The organism is Mesorhizobium sp. M1A.F.Ca.IN.020.06.1.1, from assembly GCF_004023265.1.
GTDB lineage: Bacteria > Pseudomonadota > Alphaproteobacteria > Rhizobiales > Rhizobiaceae > Mesorhizobium.
Genome location: NZ_RZSR01000718.1, coordinates 1 through 3,150, shown reverse-complemented (window position 1 = coordinate 3,150; position 3,150 = coordinate 1). Strand labels below are relative to the sequence as shown.

The window sequence follows — 3,150 nt, the reverse complement described above, 5'->3', positions numbered from 1 at the left end:
CTCAATCTCGTGGCACGGCGCAGTCAAAAAAAGCGCCGAAGCCGGAAACCCTTACTTCGGACGCTTGGCACCGTATTTCGAACGGCGCTGCTTGCGGTTCTTCACACCCTGGGTGTCGAGCACGCCGCGGATGATGTGATAGCGGACGCCCGGCAGATCCTTGACGCGGCCGCCACGGATCATGACCACCGAGTGCTCCTGAAGGTTATGGCCTTCGCCCGGGATGTAGCCGATCACTTCGAAACCATTGGTCAGACGGATCTTGGCCACCTTGCGCAGCGCCGAGTTCGGCTTCTTCGGCGTCGTCGTGTAGACGCGCGTGCAGACGCCCCGCTTCTGCGGGTTCTGCTGCATGGCCGGGACCTTGTTGCGCTTCACCGGCGCCAGGCGCGGCTTGCGGATCAGCTGGTTGACGGTAGGCATTAAACCCTCTTGTCTCTCAATTCCGTGTCTTGCCCTGTCAGGGCCGCTCAAAGCGTCATGTCCATACGCGAATTCGGGCAACACACCGCGCCTCGCGGTCCTGCCCGAACAAATTGCAGAGGAAGCGGAAGCCGCTTCATGCGCGCCGGAGATGTCTTTTCGCTCGTAAAACGAACCCTGTTTGAGGCAAACTCCAAGGCGCGTCGCCTCGGAAAAGCAAGTCTCACATCGGTTCTGACGTGGCGGCTTCTACTCGCAAGGCCCCTATCCGTCAACCCCGGAACGGCAAATATTGCGCCCGATCCGGAGCTTGGCAGCCATGCGGAAAACGCATGTAATTTTCTTGCGTCTTTTTTCAAGAGCGAGGAAGAAAGTGACCCGCTTCCGCCTGTCATCTCGGCCGGCTTCGTGCAAATAAGTCGGCATGAATGGCAAAACTCCCCGCTTCCGGAGGAACCAGCCCGTGAACGACAACGAGGAGCGCCCGGTCACCATCATCACCGGCCGGGTGTGGCGGCGAAAAGGCGGCAAGCCGGAAGGCGTGCATGTGATGCTGGTCGCGCCCGACGATGATTCTGCCGTCCGCCGCGCGCTCGAATCGCTCGCCGCCGAAGGATTCGCCGAAGCCGAGCTCGACCAGATCGGCGACATGGAAGGCACCCCCGACGAAGAGCCGCATCTGTCCGCCTATCAGGGCGCGCTCGAGGGCGAAGTCTCGATCGTTACCTTCGACGAGCCGAGCTGATCCCGGACGGGAATCGCGAGATCACGATTTCGTCCAGGCTTGCCGGGCACCGTTGTCCTGCCTAAGAACACCTACTTCTTCCATCCCTCGGAGTCCCAATGACCAGCAACCCCATCAGGATCGGTATCGTCGGCGTGGGAAAGATCGTCCGCGACCAGCATCTTCCGGCACTGGCCAAGGACAGCAGTTATCGGCTTGCGGCCGCCGCCAGCCGCCACGGCAAGGTGGACGGCATCCCGAACTATCCGACGATCGAGGCGATGCTTAAGGCCGAGCCGGGCCTGGAAGCCGTCTCGCTCTGCATGCCGCCGCAGTTCCGCTATGACGCCGCGCGTACCGCGCTCGAGGCCGGAAAGCACGTCTTCATGGAGAAGCCGCCGGGCGCCACCGTCAGCGAGGTCGAGCACCTGAAGGCGATTGCCGCGAAGAAAGGCGTTTCGCTTTTCGCCAGCTGGCATTCGCGCTACGCGCCGGCGGTCGAGGCCGCGCGCGCCTTCCTGGCTTCGGCCAGAATCGACTCGGCGGCGATCAACTGGAAGGAAGACGTGCGCCGCTGGCACCCGAACCAGGAATGGATCTGGGCGCCGGGCGGTTTCGGCGTGTTCGATCCCGGCATCAACGCGCTATCGATCGCCACCCACATCCTGCCGCCGATGTTCATCACCTCGGCCGTGCTCGACTTCCCCGAGAACCGCGCCTCGCCGGTCGCGGCGCATGTCACCTTCCGCACCTCGAACGGGCTCCCGGTGACAATGGAGCTCGACTGGCTGCAGACCGGTCCGCAGAGCTGGGACATCCTGGCCGAGACCGACAAGGGCAAGATGGTGCTTTCGGGCGGCGGCGCAAAGCTCGCCGTCGACGGCAAGATCATCCATGACGAGCCGGAAGCCGAATATCCGATGCTCTACAAGCGTTTCGCCGAGATTGTCCGCGCCGGCATCTCCGACGTCGACCTGGCCCCGCTCCAGCACGTCGCCGACGCCTTCATGCTCGGCAAGCGCAATGTGGTCGAGCCTTTCTTCGATTAACAGCAAGCCCCGTGCAGCGCCGGCGTCAGTCCACGATCGCAATCGCAAATCCGTCATAGCCCTTGGCGCCGACGGTCTGGATGGCGGTGCCGTCAAGCCGCTTCTCGCCGCCGATGAAGGAGAACGCCGCGCGGGCGCCGACGACGTTTTCGTCGCGGCCGTCATCCTTAAGCACGGCGCCGTCGCGGATGACGTTGTCGCAGACTATCACCGTTCCGGAGCGCGACAGCCGCATGGCCCAGCTGAGATAATTCGGGTTGTTCGGCTTGTCGGCGTCGATGAAGGTCAGGTCGAACGGACCGGCATTTTCGCTGACCAAGGCTGCTAGCGATTGAAGAGCTGGCCCGAGCCGCAGATCCACCTTGTCGGAAACCCCTGCCCGCTCGAAGTTCGAACGCGCGACCTTGGCATGGTGCGGCTCAAGCTCCAGCGTCACTACTCTGCCATCGGCAGGCAGGCCCCTTGCCATCCAGATGGTCGAGTAACCACCGAGCGTGCCGATCTCGAGCACCTTCCTTGCGCCGCGAATCCGCACCAGAAGCGAAAGCAATTTGCCCTGCGCGGCCGAGACGTCGATCGCCGGCAGGCCCTGCTCGCGGTTGGCCGCAAGCACCGCGTCAAGCGTGGGATCCGCATCGAAAAGAGAGGAGACGATGTAGTTGTCGACAGCCGTCCAGGTCCTGGCGCTCATGGTTTTTCCTCGTTCATAACCCGAATGAAAAAAGGGGCCACGCGGGCCCCTTTTCTTTCTCTCATTGCATCCGCGCTTACTGCGCGGCGTTGACCATGTTGGTCAGCATCGGCTCGGCGACCTCGACACCCGAAGCCTTGCGGCGCTCGTCGATGATGAGCTCGTCGCGCGAGTTGGCGATGCGCCTTATTTGGCTCATCGTGCCGCCCGTGCCGGCCGGGATCAGGCGGCCGACGATGACGTTCTCCTTCAGACCCTGCAGC

Annotated in this window: 5 protein-coding genes; 2 read left to right on the top strand and 3 right to left on the bottom strand. The window is 63.0% G+C overall.

Going from position 1 to position 3,150, the window contains the following annotated elements; translation table 11 throughout:
• Positions 1–51: 51 nt before the first annotated feature.
• Positions 52–423, bottom strand: a complete 372-nt coding sequence (gene rpsL / locus EOA60_RS25675; protein WP_006202128.1) for a 30S ribosomal protein S12 — start codon at positions 421–423, stop codon at positions 52–54.
• A 463-nt stretch (positions 424–886) separates the two neighbouring features.
• Between rpsL and EOA60_RS25665 the strand changes: the two genes are divergently transcribed.
• A complete protein-coding gene (locus EOA60_RS25665; RefSeq protein WP_066989908.1) occupies positions 887–1,168 on the top strand; it encodes a transcriptional regulator in 282 nt (93 codons plus the stop codon).
• Between the two features lie 98 nt (positions 1,169–1,266).
• Positions 1,267–2,196: a Gfo/Idh/MocA family oxidoreductase gene (locus EOA60_RS25660; RefSeq protein ID WP_095824690.1), complete on the top strand. Its 930-nt coding sequence runs from the start codon at positions 1,267–1,269 to the stop codon at positions 2,194–2,196.
• A gap of 25 nt (positions 2,197–2,221) precedes the next feature.
• On the opposite strand, the gene EOA60_RS25655 is transcribed toward EOA60_RS25660, so the two are convergent.
• Positions 2,222–2,887, bottom strand: a complete 666-nt coding sequence (locus EOA60_RS25655; RefSeq protein WP_095824691.1) for an O-methyltransferase — start codon at positions 2,885–2,887, stop codon at positions 2,222–2,224.
• A 76-nt stretch (positions 2,888–2,963) separates the two neighbouring features.
• The coding region (locus tag EOA60_RS37795) for a hypothetical protein (RefSeq protein ID WP_164899525.1) at positions 2,964–3,150 on the bottom strand (187 nt) is incomplete at its 5' end.